The 16,726-nt window shown below is 65.1% G+C and carries 18 protein-coding genes; 9 read left to right on the top strand and 9 right to left on the bottom strand.

Features of this window, described 5'->3' with window-relative positions:
* The first annotated feature begins 10 nt into the window (after positions 1-10).
* Complete coding sequence (locus tag RHODMAR_RS03370; protein ID WP_008711282.1) at positions 11-970, top strand: endonuclease/exonuclease/phosphatase family protein; 960 nt, start codon at positions 11-13, stop codon at positions 968-970.
* Between the two features lie 15 nt (positions 971-985).
* On the opposite strand, the gene RHODMAR_RS03365 is transcribed toward RHODMAR_RS03370, so the two are convergent.
* The 7 genes from RHODMAR_RS03365 to RHODMAR_RS03335 are packed head-to-tail and all read right to left on the bottom strand — an operon-like array spanning position 986 to position 3,766.
* Positions 986-1,564 carry a hypothetical protein gene (locus RHODMAR_RS03365; protein WP_008711281.1) on the bottom strand — a complete coding sequence of 193 codons (579 nt, stop codon included), beginning with the start codon at positions 1,562-1,564 and terminating at the stop codon, positions 986-988.
* Positions 1,561-2,103: a DUF6286 domain-containing protein gene (locus RHODMAR_RS26840; RefSeq protein ID WP_008711280.1), complete on the bottom strand. Its 543-nt coding sequence runs from the start codon at positions 2,101-2,103 to the stop codon at positions 1,561-1,563. Before RHODMAR_RS26840 ends, RHODMAR_RS03365 begins: the two co-directional genes overlap by 4 nt.
* Entirely contained in the window at positions 2,100-2,483 is a 384-nt protein-coding gene (locus tag RHODMAR_RS03355; RefSeq protein ID WP_157225969.1) for an Asp23/Gls24 family envelope stress response protein, read from the bottom strand. Before RHODMAR_RS03355 ends, RHODMAR_RS26840 begins: the two co-directional genes overlap by 4 nt.
* Positions 2,476-2,655: a hypothetical protein gene (locus RHODMAR_RS03350; RefSeq protein ID WP_008711278.1), complete on the bottom strand. Its 180-nt coding sequence runs from the start codon at positions 2,653-2,655 to the stop codon at positions 2,476-2,478. Before RHODMAR_RS03350 ends, RHODMAR_RS03355 begins: the two co-directional genes overlap by 8 nt.
* A gap of 40 nt (positions 2,656-2,695) precedes the next feature.
* Positions 2,696-2,980 carry a hypothetical protein gene (locus RHODMAR_RS03345; RefSeq protein ID WP_042937799.1) on the bottom strand — a complete coding sequence of 95 codons (285 nt, stop codon included), beginning with the start codon at positions 2,978-2,980 and terminating at the stop codon, positions 2,696-2,698.
* 4 nt (positions 2,981-2,984) lie between these two features.
* Entirely contained in the window at positions 2,985-3,275 is a 291-nt protein-coding gene (locus tag RHODMAR_RS03340; RefSeq protein WP_008711276.1) for an Asp23/Gls24 family envelope stress response protein, read from the bottom strand.
* On the bottom strand, positions 3,272-3,766 hold the full coding sequence (locus RHODMAR_RS03335; RefSeq protein ID WP_008711275.1) for an Asp23/Gls24 family envelope stress response protein: 495 nt from the start codon (positions 3,764-3,766) through the stop codon (positions 3,272-3,274). Before RHODMAR_RS03335 ends, RHODMAR_RS03340 begins: the two co-directional genes overlap by 4 nt.
* Before the next feature lie 121 nt (positions 3,767-3,887).
* Between RHODMAR_RS03335 and RHODMAR_RS03330 the strand changes: the two genes are divergently transcribed.
* The 8 genes from RHODMAR_RS03330 to RHODMAR_RS03300 all read left to right on the top strand — a co-directional run bounded on the left by RHODMAR_RS03330 (position 3,888) and on the right by RHODMAR_RS03300 (position 12,464).
* The gene (locus RHODMAR_RS03330) at positions 3,888-4,445 is read left to right on the top strand and encodes an RNA polymerase sigma factor (RefSeq protein WP_008711274.1); all 558 of its coding nucleotides are present in this window, start codon (positions 3,888-3,890) and stop codon (positions 4,443-4,445) included.
* Positions 4,430-4,888, top strand: a complete 459-nt coding sequence (locus RHODMAR_RS03325; RefSeq protein WP_008711273.1) for a hypothetical protein — start codon at positions 4,430-4,432, stop codon at positions 4,886-4,888. Before RHODMAR_RS03330 ends, RHODMAR_RS03325 begins: the two co-directional genes overlap by 16 nt.
* An 89-nt stretch (positions 4,889-4,977) precedes the next feature.
* Complete coding sequence (locus RHODMAR_RS29540) at positions 4,978-5,061, top strand: potassium-transporting ATPase subunit F (protein WP_081605885.1); 84 nt, start codon at positions 4,978-4,980, stop codon at positions 5,059-5,061.
* A 7-nt stretch (positions 5,062-5,068) separates the two neighbouring features.
* Complete coding sequence (kdpA, locus tag RHODMAR_RS03320) at positions 5,069-6,733, top strand: potassium-transporting ATPase subunit KdpA (RefSeq protein ID WP_008711272.1); 1,665 nt, start codon at positions 5,069-5,071, stop codon at positions 6,731-6,733.
* The gene (kdpB, locus tag RHODMAR_RS03315; RefSeq protein ID WP_008711270.1) at positions 6,730-8,727 is read left to right on the top strand and encodes a potassium-transporting ATPase subunit KdpB; all 1,998 of its coding nucleotides are present in this window, start codon (positions 6,730-6,732) and stop codon (positions 8,725-8,727) included. Before kdpA ends, kdpB begins: the two co-directional genes overlap by 4 nt.
* 2 nt (positions 8,728-8,729) lie before the next feature.
* On the top strand, positions 8,730-9,353 hold the full coding sequence (locus RHODMAR_RS03310; RefSeq protein WP_008711268.1) for a potassium-transporting ATPase subunit C: 624 nt from the start codon (positions 8,730-8,732) through the stop codon (positions 9,351-9,353).
* Positions 9,337-11,790 (top strand): sensor histidine kinase, encoded by a 2,454-nt coding sequence (locus RHODMAR_RS03305; protein WP_008711265.1) that lies wholly within the window; start codon positions 9,337-9,339, stop codon positions 11,788-11,790. The genes RHODMAR_RS03310 and RHODMAR_RS03305 overlap by 17 nt, the downstream gene beginning before the upstream one ends.
* A complete protein-coding gene (locus tag RHODMAR_RS03300) occupies positions 11,787-12,464 on the top strand; it encodes a response regulator (protein WP_008711264.1) in 678 nt (225 codons plus the stop codon). Before RHODMAR_RS03305 ends, RHODMAR_RS03300 begins: the two co-directional genes overlap by 4 nt.
* Positions 12,465-12,468: 4 nt before the next feature.
* Here RHODMAR_RS03300 and ggt read toward each other — a convergent pair whose 3' ends face one another.
* Entirely contained in the window at positions 12,469-14,391 is a 1,923-nt protein-coding gene (gene ggt / locus RHODMAR_RS03295; RefSeq protein WP_086000230.1) for a gamma-glutamyltransferase, read from the bottom strand.
* A 36-nt stretch (positions 14,392-14,427) separates the two neighbouring features.
* On the bottom strand, positions 14,428-16,650 hold the full coding sequence (locus tag RHODMAR_RS03290; RefSeq protein ID WP_008711260.1) for a putative bifunctional diguanylate cyclase/phosphodiesterase: 2,223 nt from the start codon (positions 16,648-16,650) through the stop codon (positions 14,428-14,430).
* Positions 16,651-16,726 lie beyond the last annotated feature (76 nt).

Genomic DNA, 16,726 nt, shown 5'->3' with positions numbered 1-16,726 from the left:
CTGAAGACCTATGCAGCGAACCTGGGTACGGATACTCACCGGCGCGATCGCCATTCTCGGAATTCTCACCGGGCTTGTGGCGCTGGGGGTCTTCTACACCGACACCGAGGTCAATGTGCTGATCGCACTGGCGTCGTTCGCTCCGTTGCTGTTCGTCGCTGTCGTGCTCGGCGCGATCGTGGCGTTGATCGGCAGGCGCTGGATTCTGGCTGGAGTCTCGGCCGTCGTGCTGGCGGCAGGCGCGCTGTCCTACGCACCGCTCTACGTCGCGGATGCCGCCCCGAGTTCCGGTGGTGTGCGGTTGCGCGTGATGCAGGCAAATCTGATGGTGGGACTGGCAGATCCGGAGGTGGTGGTCGGTCAGGCCCGCGAGAACTCCGTCGACGTGGTCACGATTCAGGAATTGACCGATGCGGCGGTGGTGGGACTGCGTGACGCCGGGATGGAAGGGCTGTTCCCCTACAGCTATCTTCGGCCTGACGCGGGCGGGGGCGGCGGTGCCGGGATCTACAGCCGCCTACCGATCTCCGACAGCCGCGAACTGGGTGGATACGGTCCGGTGAATCTTGCGACCCGTATCCAGGTCCCTGATTTCGAGCCGATTTCGTTGCTGGCCGTGCACCCCGGACCCGCCTACATCACGCCCGCCGACATCTGGACCGCTGAATTGGACAGGCTCCGAGACGATGTGGCTGCAGTATCAGACGACGGTCCGGTGATCGTCAGCGGAGACTTCAACACGACGTATTCGCACAAGAAGTTCCGCAACCTGCTGGACGCCGGATACTCCGACGCCGCAGCACAATTGGGAGAGGGCCTGATACCGACCTATCCCACCGGCAAAGGCACACCCGCTGTCGTCGGGATAGACCACATCCTCACCAACAGCGGCCACGCTCGGTCCCTGGAGAGAATCGATCTACCGGGATCCGATCACCACGGACTGATCGGGGAGATCGAGTTCTCCTGAGCGTGCGGCCGCCAGTCAGCTCACACGAGCGGATTGCTTCCGAGACGTACCGCATTGCAACAGGATTCGCACCGCGGCCGGGGTTCCATCCAACGATGTCACGATGTCGTCGCGTGTCTGCGCTGCCGCGGTGGAGATTGTGTCGAGCGATGTCACTGCAGGGTCGAGGGTCGCGGTGATCTCGACGACCCGTTGACCACGGTCCGACACCGAGCGACCGGTTGCCGAGACGACACCGTCGTGGGCAGCCAGGGACTTCGCGGCGCTTCGCGCGGCGGTTGTCAGATCGACACTGAGCCTGCCGTCGACGGTGGCATCTGCGGTGGACGCGAATGCCACGATGCCGATCGAGCGCCGAGGCAGGTGCGCGAGGAGCCACCGCAGTCCGAGGAGAACGAGGACGATCGCGGCCGCGGCCAGAGCCCAGGGCCACCAACCGGCGTCGAGGGCGGTGTCGACGAAGGCGGCGTCGATGCGTTCACGGCCGGGGAACTTGCCGCGCTCCCACGCGATTGCTCCGCCGCCGAGGGCGATCAGTGCGAGTCCGACGACCGCTGTACTGGTTCGGTCGACCGAAGCGGTGGCGCGTTTCATGAGGCTGGTCCTGTCGTTCGCACTCGGGTGCGGACTTTCGGTGCCGACGCGAGTGGGCGGAGGGCGTCGTCCACGGAGGTGACGAGTGAGGATTTCAGGGCCGACGTATCGGTGCCGACGACGGTCGACACGGCAACGGTGACCTTCTTGTTGCCGGCCTTTGCCGTCGCGGAATCGACTCCGACGCTGTCGAGGGCGGAGGCGCGCGCAACGGCGGCCACGTCACCCTTGCGGAGCCAGATGTCCTGCTCGCTGAGGGCGCGGTGGGTGCGTCGGCGTGGGCGGATAGCGACGAACACCAGGATGAATCCGACGACGACCGCCGCGATGCCCGCCGGCAACATCCACTGTTGCGCGGTGAGTCCGTCCAGATGAGTCGCGGCAGGTCCGACCCAGTCCGGTCCGTCGAGTGCACCGAGCCTCAGCAGCGCTTCTCGCCCGAGTACCGCACCGGCACCGATGAGGACGAGTGCGAACAGAACGGCAGGGATGGCGGCGGTGGGGCTGGCTACGGGCTTCTTGCTCGCCTTCTCGTTCATCTCACTCTCCCTTCTTCGACGGGGGCTTCGGCAGACACGCATTCGACGGTGACGTCGACCCGGTCGACGGTGTAGAGGCCCAGTTCGGATAGATCTCGCGCCACTGCAGCGCGGACGTTGGCGGCAACCTGTGCAAGCGGTGACGGCCAGGTGACGGCCACGACGACCTGTGCGCGGACGCGAGAGCCGTTGACCGTCACCTCGGCTTTGGGTAGGTCACGCCCCCCGAGGACACGCAGTCCTGGATGGCGGGCGGTGACCGAATCGGTGCTGCGAGCGGCGAGAACGGCAAGACGCTCGACGGCCTTGTGCTTGATCTCCAGCGAGCCGCGCTGTCCAGGGTCGTTCGGGGTGTCGGCCTCGGTTGCTGTCTCAGTCACGACCGCGACCACGCATGATCGAGTTCAGGTCCAGCTCGCCGTCGAGGTAGCGACCGACGAAGAATCCGAGACCGCCGAGAACGATGGCGATGAGGAAGCCGGTGAAACCGCCGGCAGCTGCGGCGATGGCCAGCAGAAGTCCCACGAACAAACCGATGGTTGCGGTGGTCATTGTCTTGATCTCCAGTCAGAGTAATCAGATGTCGGAGTAGTCAGATTTCGAAGTAGTTGCGCCGGGTGACTCGCTTGCGGATGCGAGCGATCTGCTTGGGCAGACTGCGCAGGGTGGACGGCATCGAAGAGGCGCGGAACACGGTCGGTGCGCTGGCCGCGTTGATCGGAGCCGAGGGGAGAACGGAGAACCTCCGGTCGACTGCGGCGAGCTCGGCCATGTATCGAGTCGGATCGCCGCCGATGTCGGGATGGTGTTCTCGTGCAACCGCGCGCCGAGCCGCCTTGTACGCGGCGGCTCGGTCGTGCGCTGAGTGATGATCCACCTGGTCAGACTCGCACAATGTCCTCGACGGTGACGTGTATGGGCCCGTCGATCATCGCGGCCACGGTGCGACGCACGGCGTCGGCGGTCTCGCGAACCGAGACGCCGAACTCCAGTGTCACGTGCACCTCGGTTCCGTCCTCACCGATGCGGATGCCGGCGATTCGGCGGCCGGGCAGATAGGTAGCAGCCTCACCGAACATGCCGCCGTGCAGCCCGACGACACCGTCGATCGCCACCACGGCGTCGGCGATGTCCTCGGACTGGTCACGGTCCGTCGTGTTCGGGTCCGTCACTGCACTCGGGTGGTGGCGGGCTCGGTGGTGGAGGTCTCCTCGTCGTCCGATCCGTCGTCCAGGAAGATGTCGTGAACGACGATGTTGACCTCGGTGACCTCGAGGCCGGTCATGCGCTCGACGGCGTTGATGACGTTGCGACGGATGCCGGCGGCGAGGTCTCCGATGGAGACGCCGTAGTCGGCGACGATGTCGAGGTCCACCGCTGCCTGACGCTCGCCGACCTCCACGGAGACGCCCTGCGACTGGTTGACGCGGGCGCCGGGAATGCGCTCACGGAGGGCGCCGATCGCGCGGCTGGCTCCGCCGCCGACGGCGTGCACTCCCTGGACCTCACGGGTGGCGATGCCGGCGATCTTGGAGACGACGGTATCGGCAATGGTGGTGCGGCCCTGAGGGCTGAGGAGAACGGAATCCGACTTGCTCGTGACGTCGGTCTTTCCCTCGCCTGATGTGGTTACGGTTGCCTTGTTATCCGTCGTGGAGCTCATGGATACCTCTCGTCGTTGAGTATTGGTGCAGAGTGTGTGTCAGGAGTTGGTCGTACCTCGATCTACGAAACGCACGTCCGAACAAAGTGACCTACGTCATAAGATTACGTCTGGGGGCTCGATGCAGTGGGTTGACGCGTCGGACCGCGTTCTCGTCGGCGCTGCGGCGCTCGGCGAGACCGACGCGTTCGAGGAGATCGTCCGGCGGTACGGCCCGGAGATGTTTCGATATGCGCGCAACATGTTGTCCGATCAGGGTGCCGCCGAGGAAGTGGTGCAGGACGCCTTCGTGGCAGCGTGGAAGGGGCTCGACAACTTCCGTGGAGATTCGGCGCTGAGAACCTGGCTTTTCTCGCTGGTCTCGCACAAAGTGATCGACCATCGGCGCAGGCGTAGCGTTCCCCCCGCAGAAGATTGGGTGTTCGAGCGAAAGAGCACCGGCGCGGGCAGCGACCCGGAGGCGGATGTCGAAGCCGACAGCTTCATGACCGAACTGGGCACTGCACTCGCCGAGCTGCCCTACCGTCAGCGGGCCTGCTGGCTGCTCCGCGAGGTCGAGGGCATGACCCACCCCGAGATCGGCGCGATCATGATGTTGTCCGCCGGAGCGGTACGTGGTCAGTTGACCAGGGCACGAGCAACATTGAGTGAAAGGTTGGCGACATGGCGAACCCGGTAGAGCCGGATTCGGTCCTCGCACGTGCTGCCGCCGAACTTCGGGACGCACCGCAGGAACCGAATTGGGTGGACATCAGCTCGTCCATCCTCACCAAAGTACGCAACACCACCAGGCGTACGTGGCCCATCGACAGCGCGTTTCCCGGCGGCTCCGGGGCCGGCCCGGCGGACACACTGCGGATCAGCGATCACATCGTCAAGACGACCCTTCGTCGCGCCCTTGCCGGCGTCCGCGGCGCTCAACCCACCGAGATCGACCTCGACCTCGACGGTCACGCCTGCATCGGCCTGTCCCTTGCGGTGATCGGCGTCTACGGCGACGACCTGCAAGCTGCCGGCGACGAACTGGCAATGATCGCGATCGATGTCGTGTCCGATCTGCTGGCAATCAGCCTCGATCGTGACGCCGTCGACGTACGCGTCGACGACATCGAGGAGCAGTAGCGTAAAGATTCCGTCATAGCTGCTGGTCGACGGCGTAAGAAAGCGTAAGGAACGCGGCTCGGCCCGTTGGTGGGCTCCAGTATCGAGCGATGACCGAATTGCTCTGTCTCGCGGTGGCCGCGTGTGTCGCGGTGTACCTGTTCGTCGCTCTCCTCGATCCGGAGAGGTTCTGACGCCGCCATGACTCCTGCTCTGCTGGCCGGTCTTCAGATCGGCGTGGTGGTCGTCGTTCTGGCGGCGGCATACGTACCGCTCGGCGACTACATGGCTCGCGTTTTCACCCGCACTCGTGACTCGAGTGTGGAACGCATTCTCTATCGGATCGCCAGGGTCGATCCCGAATCCGAGCAGACGTGGGTCGGCTACGCCACCAGTCTGCTCGGATTCTCGTTCGCCGGCGTCGTACTTCTGTTTCTGCTGCAGCGCATTCAGGGCGTACTCCCGCTGAACGGTGGACTGTCGGGTGTAAGTCCCGCGATGGCATTCAACACCGCGGCCTCGTTCGTGACGAACACCAACTGGCAGTCGTACGTACCCGAGACGACGATGTCCAACCTGACGCAGCCGCTGGGCTTGGCCGTGCAGAACTTCCTCTCCGCTGCAGTCGGTATGGCGGTGGCGATTGCGGTCATCCGAGGATTTGTGCGCGTTTCGGCCGGCGGCGAGCTCGGCAACTTCTGGGTCGATCTGGTGCGTGGAACACTGCGTATCCTGCTGCCGCTGTCGCTGCTGGTGGCCGTGATCCTGCTGACTCAGGGCGTCATCATGTCCTTCTCCAGCGGCTTCGCCTCCACCGGTCTCGACGGTCAGGCCGTCACCAATGCTCTTGCGCCCGTTGCCTCTCAGGAGGCGATCAAAGAGATCGGTACCAACGGCGGCGGCATTCTTGCGGCGAACTCTGCGCATCCGTTCGAGAATCCGACACCACTGTCCAATATCGTCGAGATCATCTCGCTACTGCTCATCCCGGTGGCGCTGACTCGGACGTTCGGGACGATGGTCGGCAGTCGTAAGCAGGGTCTGACGCTGCTTGCCGTCATGGCGACGTTGTGGGCCACGCTGTTGACGGTGACGCTGTTCGCCGAGTCCGGTACTCGCGGAGTGGCGGCTACGGCCGCAGGCGCGATGATGGAAGGCAAGGAAGTCCGTTTCGGCATCCCGGCATCGGCGTTGTTCGCCGTCTCGACGACCGGAACATCGACCGGCGCAGTAAATTCCGCGCACGACAGTATGTCTGCACTCGGCGGCGGAACGGTGTTGCTGAACATGTTGTTCGGCGAGATCGCGCCCGGCGGCGTCGGTACCGGCCTGTACGGATTGCTGGTGCTGGCCATCATCGCCGTGTTCGTCGGAGGGCTACTCGTCGGCCGAACTCCGGAATTCCTCGGCAAGAAGCTCGGGCGACGTGCGATCACGATGGCCGCGCTGTCGGTACTGGTGATGCCGATTCTCGTCCTGGTCGGTACGTCCGTCACCGTGGCGCTCGAATCCACGACGAACTACCAGGGCAATCCCGGAATCCACGGTTTCACCGAGGTGCTCTACGCCTACGCATCCGCGTCGAACAACAACGGCAGCGCGTTCGGCGGGCTGACGGCGACCAGTGACTGGTTCCAGATCTCCCTCGGTGTCGCGATGCTGCTCGGCCGATTCCTACCGATCGTCCTGGTGCTGGCCCTGGCCGGATCGCTGGCGACGACCAAGCGCAGTGCGCCCAACGCCGGCACCCTTCCGACCGACGGACCGCTGTTCGCCGTGTTGCTGATCGGCACCTCCATCCTGGTCGCGGCCCTCACCTTCTTCCCCGCACTTGCTCTCGGACCCATAGCAGAGGCCATGCAATGAACCTGTCACTGTCCACGGCCGTACCCGGCGCGTTCCGCAAACTCGATCCACGACACCTCGCCCGCAACCCGGTCATGTTCGTCGTATTTCTCGGCTCCATCGTCACCACCGTGCTCTCTGTTGCACAGCCGTCGGTATTCGCGTGGTTCGTCACCGGGTGGCTCTGGTTCACGGTGCTGTTCGCCAACCTCGCCGAATCCGTCGCCGAGGGCCGCGGCAAGGCGCAGGCGGCAAGCCTGCGAAAGGTCAAGCAGGACAGCGTTGCTCGACGGCGGACGGGTGTGACAATCGAGGCTGTGGCCGGTGCCGATCTGAAGGTCGGTGACGAGGTCGTCGTCTCGGCGGGCGAGGTGATTCCCGGTGACGGTGACGTCATCGAGGGCATCGCCAGCGTCGACGAGTCGGCGATCACCGGTGAGTCGGCTCCGGTAGTGCGAGAGTCGGGCGGCGACCGATCCGCGGTCACCGGCGGCACCATCGTGCTCTCCGACGAGATCGTCGTGAAGATCACTGCAGCGCAGGGTGAAACGTTCGTCGACCGGATGATCGCGCTCGTCGAGGGTGCAGCTCGGCAGAAGACGCCGAACGAGATCGCACTCAATATTCTTCTGGCGTCACTGACGATCGTGTTTCTCTTCGCGGTTGTGGCTATCGGACCGATGTCGAACTATTCAGGTCGGCAGCAGGATCCGATCCAGTTGATCGCGCTGCTGGTGTGCTTGATTCCCACCACCATCGGTGCACTGCTCTCGGCGATCGGTATCGCCGGCATGGACCGGCTGGTGCAACGCAACGTGCTCGCGATGTCCGGACGCGCCGTGGAGGCCGCAGGCGATATCGACACGTTGCTGATGGACAAGACCGGAACCATCACGTTCGGTAATCGCCGCGCAACCGGACTGCACCCGGCTACGGGCGTCGATGCCGTCGAGCTCGCTCGTGCTGCCAGGCTGTCCTCGCTCGCCGACGGCACTCCCGAAGGCCGCAGCATCGTCGAACTGGTCGAACACGACTTCGACACCGTGACGGGCGAGTCCGACTCGCGCGGCGAGTTCGTCGCGTTCACGGCGCAGACGCGGATGAGTGGACTCGACCTACCGGGTATCGAGATTCGCAAGGGCGCAGCGGATTCGGTGTACGAGTGGATTCGTGCCGGCGGCGGCACCGGCGATCTCGACGATGCGGTGCATCATATCGCTCAGAAAGGCGGTACCCCTCTGGTGGTGGCGGTGCACGAAACCGGTTCTGCTGCCCGAGCTCTCGGTGTAGTGGAGCTCTCCGATGTGGTCAAGCCGGGTATCGCGGAGCGGTTTGCTCAGCTTCGGGCCATGGGAATTCGGACGGTCATGGTGACCGGCGACAATCCGCTGACGGCCAAGGCCATCGCGGCCGAGGCCGGCGTCGACGATTACCTGGCCGAGGCGACACCGGAGGACAAGCTCACGCTCATCCGGCAGGAGCAGGAGGGCGGGCGGTTGGTTGCGATGACCGGCGACGGCACCAACGATGCCCCCGCTCTGGCCCAGGCCGACGTCGGTGTCGCGATGAACACCGGCACCTCGGCCGCCAAGGAGGCCGGCAACATGGTCGACCTCGACTCCGATCCCACCAAACTGATCGAGATCGTCGAGATCGGCAAGCAGTTGCTGATCACCCGCGGAGCATTGACGACCTTCTCGTTGGCCAACGATCTGGCAAAGTACTTCGCGATTCTGCCGGCGATGTTCTCCACCGTCTATCCCCAGCTCGGTGGGCTCAACATCATGCACCTCGCTACTCCGGAATCTGCGATCCTGTCCGCGGTGATCTTCAATGCGCTGGTCATCGTGGCCTTGATTCCTCTGGCGCTCAAAGGTGTTCGATACACCCCGGCATCGGCGGCAGCGCTGCTGCGACGGAATCTGCTGGTCTACGGCGTCGGCGGCGTCATCAGTCCGTTCGTCGGAATCTGGCTCATCGACCTTCTCGTTCGACTCATCCCAGGGATTGGCTGATCATGCGTTTCGTACAGGGATTTCTCCGCCAGGTACTGGCAGGTCTCGCGGTGCTACTGGCACTGACGGTCATCCTCGGCATCGGGTATCCGGCCGCGGTCTGGGGCATCAGTCGCATCGGTTCCGACTCCGCCGAGGGTTCGCCGCTGCGCGACGCGCAGGGATGCGTCGTGGGAAGCGCGTTGATCGGCGTCGATCCGCAGGTGGCTCCGGGAGAACCGGATCCGTTCTTCCATACCCGCGCCGGTGCAGATCCAGCAGCGGCGGTGCCGAGCAATCTCGGGCCCGCGAGTGAGGTGTTGGCCTCCGCCGTCGAGCAGCGCCGTGCCGCCATCGCCGCACGCGAGAACGTCGACCCGACGGCGGTACCTGCCGATGCGGTGACCGGTTCGGGTTCAGGGGTCGATCCCGATATCAGCCCGGCCTACGCGGCGATCCAGGCTGCGCGAGTGGCGCAGGTCAACGGGGTGTCCCTGAGCGATGTCGAGGCTCTGGTCGCCGAGCACACCCACGGACCGCAGTACGGTGTACTCGGTGCCGAAGCGGTGAACGTCCCGGAGTTGAACCTGGCACTGCGGGACACATACCGGCCGGGTGAGGAGACAGGCTGTGGCGGACAGGGGTGAGCTGCGGATCTACCTCGGCGCGGCACCCGGCGTCGGTAAGACCTTCGCGATGCTCGGTGAGGCCCACAGACTGCGCGGCAGGGGCTGCGACGTCGTGGCCGCGGTGGTCGAGACCCATGGCCGCGCGCGGACGATCGAGGCACTCGACGGTATCGAAGTGCTGCCGATGGTGACCGTCGAGTACCGGGGGTCCTCTGCTCAGGAACTCGATCTCGATGCCGTCCTGACCCGACGACCGCAGGTGGTGCTCGTCGACGAGCTGGCGCACACCAACACCCCCGGCAGCGTGCACGGCAAGCGATGGCAGGATGTCGAAGTACTGCTGGACGCCGGCATCGACGTCATCTCCACGCTCAACGTTCAACATCTCGAATCACTCAACGACGTGGTGCACCAGATCACCGGTGTACCTCAACGAGAGACTGTGCCGGACAGCGTGGTTCGAGCGGCCGACGAGGTCGAACTGGTCGACATCACTCCCGAGGCGTTGCGCAGCAGGCTGCGGCACGGCAACGTCTACGCCGCCGAGAAGGTCGACGCCGCGCTGAGCAACTACTTTCGCGGCGGCAACCTGACGGCTCTACGGGAACTCGCGCTGCTGTGGATCGCCGATCAGGTGGACGCGGCACTGGTGAAGTACCGCAAGGACAATCGCATCACCGAGACGTGGGAGGCCCGCGAGCGCGTGGTGGTGGCTGTGACGGGTGGTCCGGAATCGGAGACTCTGCTACGCCGCGCGAGCCGGATCGCCTCGAAGTCCAGCGCGGAGCTGATGGTGCTGCACATCGTCCGTGGCGACGGGCTGATGGGAGTCTCGGCACCGCAGATGGGCTCGGTGCGAAAGCTCGCCGCCGGTCTCGGCGCGAGTCTGCACAGCGTCGTCGGTGACGATGTGCCGTCGACGCTGCTCGACTTCGCGCGGGGGGTGAATGCGACACAGCTGGTGATCGGAACCTCGAGACGGTCGCGCGCGGCCCGCATTCTGGACGAGGGCATCGGCGCGGCGGTGGTGCAGAACTCGGGGAAGATCGACGTACACATGGTCACTCACGCCGAACAGGCCCGGCGATGGGGCCTGCAGGTGGATTCGGGACGCCGTCGAATCCTCGCGTGGATCGCCGCCGTTCTGGTGCCGTGTCTGGCTGCTGCCGTACTGAGCACAGTGGGGCCGAAGTTCGACTCCAGCGGCGAGAGCGCACTGTTCTTCATGGTGGTGCTCTGCGTCGCACTGTTGGGAGGCGTTGCCCCGGCTGCATTCTCGGCGTTGATTGCCGGATTTCTGCTGAACTACTTCTTCACCACACCCCGGTACAGCCTGACCATCGCCGAGCCGGAGAACTTCGTTGTTGCGGTCGTGCTGTTGCTGGTGGCCGTGGCTGTCGCCGCGCTCGTGGACGCCGCCGCCCGGCGGACGCGTCAGGCTCGTCGAGCGACCCAGGAAGCCGAACTGTTGACGCTGTTCGCCGGATCGGTTCTGCGTGGAGCCGACCTGACCGCGCTACTGAACCGCGCCCGCGAGACCTATCGGCAGGGCGGTGTAGCTCTGTGGGACAACGAGTCCCAATCGATCGTCGGAAGTGCAGGCGAGCAGGCTCCGGTCGATCGCACCGGGGCCGATACCGAGGTCGACGCCGGTGACTTCACACTGTTACTAGTCGGTGAACGTACTCGCGCACACGATCGGCGGGTGCTCGCGGCAGTGGCCAATCAGGCCGCGGGCATGGTTCGTCAGGCGCGGCTCGCCGAGGAAGCCAGTCGAGCCAATGCTCTCGCCGAGGCAGACGCGTTGCGTCGAGCATTGCTCTCGGCCGTCAGTCACGACCTGCGGACGCCACTGTCGGCGGTCAAGGCCGCGTCCTCGTCGCTGCGCAGCACCGATGTTCAGTTCTCGGCCGAGGACACCGAGGAGCTGCTGGCGACCATCGACGAATCGGCCGATCAGCTGACTGCTCTGGTGAGCAACCTGCTCGACTCCTCGCGGCTGCAAGCCGGAGTGGTGCAGCCCAGTCTGCGGCCCGTCTTCGTCGACGACGTGCTGGCCGGCGCGCTGATCGGAGCCGACGACCGGGTGCGGGTCGAGGTGGGTGATGTCGAAGTACTGGCCGACCCGGGTCTGCTCGAACGCGTGCTGGCGAACCTGGTGGACAACAGTGCCCGCTACGCCCCTACCGGCGACATCACCGTCACCGCCGCGGTGCACGGCGAGCGCGCGACTATCGCCGTCGCCGACCACGGACCCGGCATCGGTGAGGGAGCCGAAGAGACCATGTTCGACGCGTTCCAACGCCTGGGTGATCGCGACAATTCTGTCGGCGTCGGGCTGGGGTTGTCGGTGGTGCGGGGCTTCGTGCGGGCGATGGGCGGTACCGTCACGGCATCGAACACCGTGGGCGGAGGGCTGACGATGACGGTCGAGTTGAAGGCGGCGAGCAGGTGAAGGTGCGGGTGCTCGTCGTCGACGACGAGCCGCAGATCGTCCGAGCGCTGCGGATCAATCTCAACGTGCGCGGGTTCGAGGTCGTCAGCGCGGCGAGCGGCGGTGAGGCACTGCGGGTGGCTGCGAACTTCCACCCGGACATCGTGATTCTCGATCTCGGCCTCCCCGACATCGATGGCATCGACGTGATCGCCGGTCTGCGCGGTTGGACCGAGGTGCCGATCCTCGTGCTCTCGGCACGAACCGATTCGGCCGATACCGTCGAAGCCCTCGACGCCGGTGCCGACGACTTCGTCACCAAGCCCTTCGGAATGGACGAGCTGTTGGCGCGACTGCGTGCTGCCCTACGACGCGGCCCGCAGACCGTGGCCGATCCCATCGTCGAGACCGCGGACTTCACCGTCGACCTCGCCGCCAAAACCGTTGTTCGGCAGGGTGAGAACGTGCACCTGACCCGCACCGAATGGGGAGTACTCGAACTGCTCGTTCGCAACGAGGGCAAGCTGGTGTCGCAGAAGGAAATACTGCGCACCGTCTGGGGTCCCGGACATGAGCGCGAAACACATTATCTGCGAATCTATCTCGGCCAATTGCGGCAGAAGCTCGAACGGGACCCCGCCGCCCCGATGCACCTGATCACCGAAACCGGAATGGGCTATCGATTCGTGAGCTGACCGCTCATCCGCCCAGTACTTCACCCTCGCGGCGTGGGTCCGCTCCCCCGATCCAGCCGCCGTCGGTGCGTTGCAGTGCACTCAGGCCGCTGGACTGGTCTTTGACCGAAACCTGTTGTCCCATCTCCCGAAGCGCCGCCACCACGGGATCGTTCTCGCCCGACACGTTCGGATGCTCACCGCCGTAGTTGGTGGACGGGGTGTTGGCTGCACCGAAATCGACCATCGACACTGCCTGCTGCGGGTCCATCCCCCAATCGAGCAGTCCTACCAACGTTTTGATGACGAACTGAATGATGACCGAGCCGCCGGGTGAACCGGTGACGAGCACCAGATCTCCGCGTGCACCGTCGTCGTCGCGGTCGAAGACCAAGGTCGGTGCCATCGAGCTGCGCGGACGCTTGCCCGGCTCGACGCGATTGGCCACCGGCATCCCGTCATCGGCCACCGGGGAGGCCGAGAAGTCGGTGAGCTGATTGTTGAGCAGGAAGCCGTCGACCATATGGAACGAGCCGAAGGCCGACTCGACGGTCGTCGTCATCGAGGCCGCGTTGCCCTCGCTGTCGACGACGGAGATGTGGCTGGTGCCGTGCTCGGGATCGGTGGAGGATGCGAACTGCACCGGGCCGAAGTCGCCGGGCTGCGCGGTCCCCATGGACTTGCTCTCGTCGATCAGTCCTGCTCGCTCGCCGAGATATTCGGGATCGAGCAGGGCATCGGGTGAGCCGCCGGGCAGTGGCACGAAGTCCGGGTCGGCCACGTACTTGTCGCGATCGGCGTAGGCGAGGCGCTCGGCCTCGGAGATCAGGTGTACACCCTCGGCCGTCGGGGTTCCGCCGTTGGCGTCCATCCCCGTCGGTGCGTATTGCGCGAGATCGAAGTTCGACAGGATCCCCATCGCCGACGCCACTGCGATACCACCCGACGACGGACCCGGCATACCGCAGATGTCGTGGTCGCGGTACTGCGTGCACACGGCGGTTCGGGTCTTGGGCTCGTACGCGGCGAGGTCGTCGAGCGTGATCTGCCCGGCGGTTCGCCCGGCGGTGGTGTCAGCGGTGGCGTCGACGATCGCCTGCGCGATGTCACCGGTGTAGAACGCGTCGGCACCGTCGGTTGCGATGGTGGACAACGTCTTCGACATCGCCGGGTTGTTCAGGACCGTCCCGGCCGGCTTGCCGGTGCCGTCCGGCTGCAAGAAGTAGTCCTTGGAGGCGGGGTCGAGGGCGAGCTTGGGGGCCGAGTCGGCGATGGACGACGCCATCCGCGGGCTGATCTCGATTCCGTTGTCGGCGAGACCGATAGCGGGTCGGAAGAGCTCGTCCCACGCCTTGGTGCCGTGATCGTCGTGGGCCTGCTCGAGCATCCGCAGCACTCCGGGGACGCCGATCGAGCGGCCGCTGGACCGTGCATCTGGTTGCGGCACAGTACGGTCGACGTCATCGATATATCTCAGGTAGTCGCCGGTTGCGCTCATCGGGGCCTTCTCGCGGCCGTCGTAGCTCTGTACGTCGCCGGTGGCGGCGTCGTAGTACATCAGGAAGGCGCCGCCGCCGATTCCTGACGACTGCGGTTCGACGAGGCCGAGCACGGTCTGCGCGACGATGAGGGCATCGGCGGCGGTGCCGCCGTCACGCAATACCTCACAGGCTGCTTCGGTCGACACCGGATTGGCCGTCGAGACCGAGTACGAGGGCGTCTCGACCGGGGTCATGTCCGATCGATACCCGGTTGCCACTTCCGGATTGGTGGAGATGTCGCCCGAGCCCGCGCCCGACGTCGCTGCTACCGGGGTACCGCCGCTGCTGCCGAGCACGCAGCTGTTCTCGGCAGTGGAGTCGGTACCGGTGGTGTCACTGCTGCTGCACGCGGCGAGCGGCACCAGCAGGAGGGCACAGGCAAGAGCGGTGGTGCGAAGTGGGCGCATTCCGGTTGCAGACACCGCCAGACGCTAACACCGAGATCACCGTCGTTCGGCCGATTCGAGGAGCCAATGTGCGATGGGTGCGGGCCTACCGAACAGAAAGCCCTGCGCGAAACGGCAGTCGAGCGCCTCGATGATGGCGGCCTGCTCTTCGGTCTCGACACCCTCGGCCACCGTGGCAACCGGCAGCGCCGATGCCATGGCGACGATCGCGCGAATCAGCTGGGTGTCGGACTCGGAACGCCCGATCTCGTGGACGAACGACTTGTCGATCTTCAGTAGCGCGATGGGCATCGCGCGCAACCTGTTCAGTGAGGAGTAGCCGATGCCGAAGTCGTCGAGCACGATGAGTACCCCCATCGCGGCGAGTCGATCGAGAATGCTCTTCGCAGTGCCCATGTCGTCGATCAAGACGCTCTCGGTGATCTCGAGCGCCAGATCCGAGCCACGGACGCCGTACAGCTCGAGCAGTCGTCCCACGATGACCGGCAGCGAATCGTCGCGCAACTGCATCGGGGACACGTTCACCGACATCGTGACGTTCTGCCCGTTCGCGCGCAGCGTCACCAGATCCAGAATGGCGGTGTGCAGCACCCATTCGCCGATCTCCTTGATGAGATTGGTCGATTCGGCGATCGGGATGAAGTCGTTGGGGGTACGCACTCTGCCGTGCCGATTCCAGCGGACGAGTGCCTCGTAGACGACGGTGGTACGCGAGGCGGTGTCGACGATCGGCTGGTAGTACACCTCGAGCTCTCCACGTCGTATCGCCCCGCGTAGTGCGGTCGCGGTCTCGATCGCCGACGTTGCGCGAGCTCGCAAGGATTCGTCGAAGAACGCATAGCGCGCTGCGCCGAGAGACTTCGCGTGATACATCGCGGTATCCGCCTCGCGAATGGCATCGTGCAACCGGTCTGCATCGGCGATGCCGACCGAGGCGGTGACGTACGCCGTCGCGGCACTGAGCGGAAACGGCTCGTTCATTCGATCGATGATGCGGCGGGCCATCGCTTCTGCTCCCAGGCGATCGCGCCGGGTCAACACGACGAATTCGTCGCCTGCGTACCGAATCACGGAGTCTGCGGCAGCAACGGAGGCGCGGATACGTCGAGCTGCGGCGATGATGAGCTCGTCACCGACGCGGTGGCCGTACGAATCGTTGACCATCTTGAAATTGTCGAGATCGACGAACAGAACACAGGTGCGTTCGGGAGTCTGCGAGCGCTCGTGCCGAGCGAATTCCTGGTCGAGCATCGTTCGGTTCGGTAGGCCGGTCAACAGATCGTGAGCGGCCAGGTACTTGGCGTGCTCCTTGCCGGTCTGGACTCGGGTCAGTGCGCGCTCGCCACGAAGGAATGCGCCCACCAGGATCGAGGCGAGCAACAGCGAACGAACGACCAGGTCGCCACTGGAGACTGCCGAACCCAGCAGCGGCACGGTGGCGCACACGACCAACAGCATCACCACGAACACGACCCGACGGTTGCTGTGGGCGGGCGCAGGGGTCTGCGGCTCGGACAGGGTGCGCATCGATGGATCGAGCGCCGCCATGGCCAGGGAGAGATAGGCGAAGAGGTAGATGGCGTCGAGCAGTCCCGACGACGGTGTGTCGCCGGTCGTGGTGGCCAAGGCGTACGAGACGTCGCCGACGAGTACCGCGACCAGAGCGAGCAGGGCCCATTGCAGCGCAGCTGTACGGGGTTTGGACGAGAACAACAGATAGGTGGTCAGGGTGATCAGCGCTGCGTCGATTGCTGGATAGACACCGTTGACCACCGTCGATGCCGACGAGCGCGGTGACTCGAGGGCCGGGGAGATGAACAGCAACCACGACAGGAACAACGTGCCGAGGAAGATCAGACCCGCATCGACGAGTGGAGTGATGTCGTCGATCGATCTGCGATCTCGGATCCAGCGCGACAGGGCATATCCGACGAGGCCGTACCCGGTCAGCGTGAACAGGTCCGGTAGCAGCGGAAAAGTATGTGCCAGTGCGCTGGGCTCGGTACGGAGCGAGACACCGAACAGGAAGACCACCGAGGCGCCGAACAGGGCCCACCAGCATCGAGAATCGTCGGGCCGGTATCTGCGGATGGCGCCGCTGATCGCGAGGACGGAGCCGACGGCGACGGTGACCATGACACCCATGCGCACTCCGGCGTCGCCGAGAAGGAAGACGATGGTCGCGACGACGATCACCGCGGCCAGCACTGCTGTTCGGGTCGACTGCACGTTGAAGGGAGCAGCGACCTTCGTGTTCATCGAAGGACCTACTTCCTGTTCGCCCGTGGCGTTCGCGCGGACTCTTTGCGACGCCTCCTTCGGTGAATATACGTCT

This window comes from Rhodococcus sp. AW25M09, from assembly GCF_000333955.1.
Taxonomy (GTDB): Bacteria; Actinomycetota; Actinomycetes; order Mycobacteriales; family Mycobacteriaceae; genus Rhodococcoides.
Note: the sequence above shows the minus strand (reverse complement) of the source record. Positions and strands in the feature narration are given on the sequence as shown.